The 249-nt window shown below is 44.2% G+C and carries 1 protein-coding gene; it reads right to left on the reverse strand.

What is annotated here, in order from left to right; genetic code table 11:
- A partial coding sequence (locus tag AAEZ06_RS27930; RefSeq protein WP_350617417.1) for a hypothetical protein occupies positions 1-249 on the reverse strand: 249 nt, incomplete at both ends.

Raw genomic sequence — 249 nt, forward strand, 5'->3', positions numbered from 1 at the left:
GCATTATTTTTTGCTGCTTTTTATTTTCTGCAACTGCCACATTTACTGTTATTTTTGAGGAGTCTATTATGACCACGAAATTTTGTACACCAACAGCAATAACCCCTACCGTATCGGCACTACTAGCAGGCATAGTACTTGCTGCATCTTCAGCCCATGCCGCACCTGAAATCGCTATTAGCTCATCTGCTGGCGGTAGCACCACTGTGGTCGAGCAATACTCTGATGGCAAAACAGCCACTATTACTG

This window comes from Pseudomonas sp. HY7a-MNA-CIBAN-0227, from assembly GCF_040310325.1.
GTDB lineage: Bacteria > Pseudomonadota > Gammaproteobacteria > Pseudomonadales > Pseudomonadaceae > Aquipseudomonas.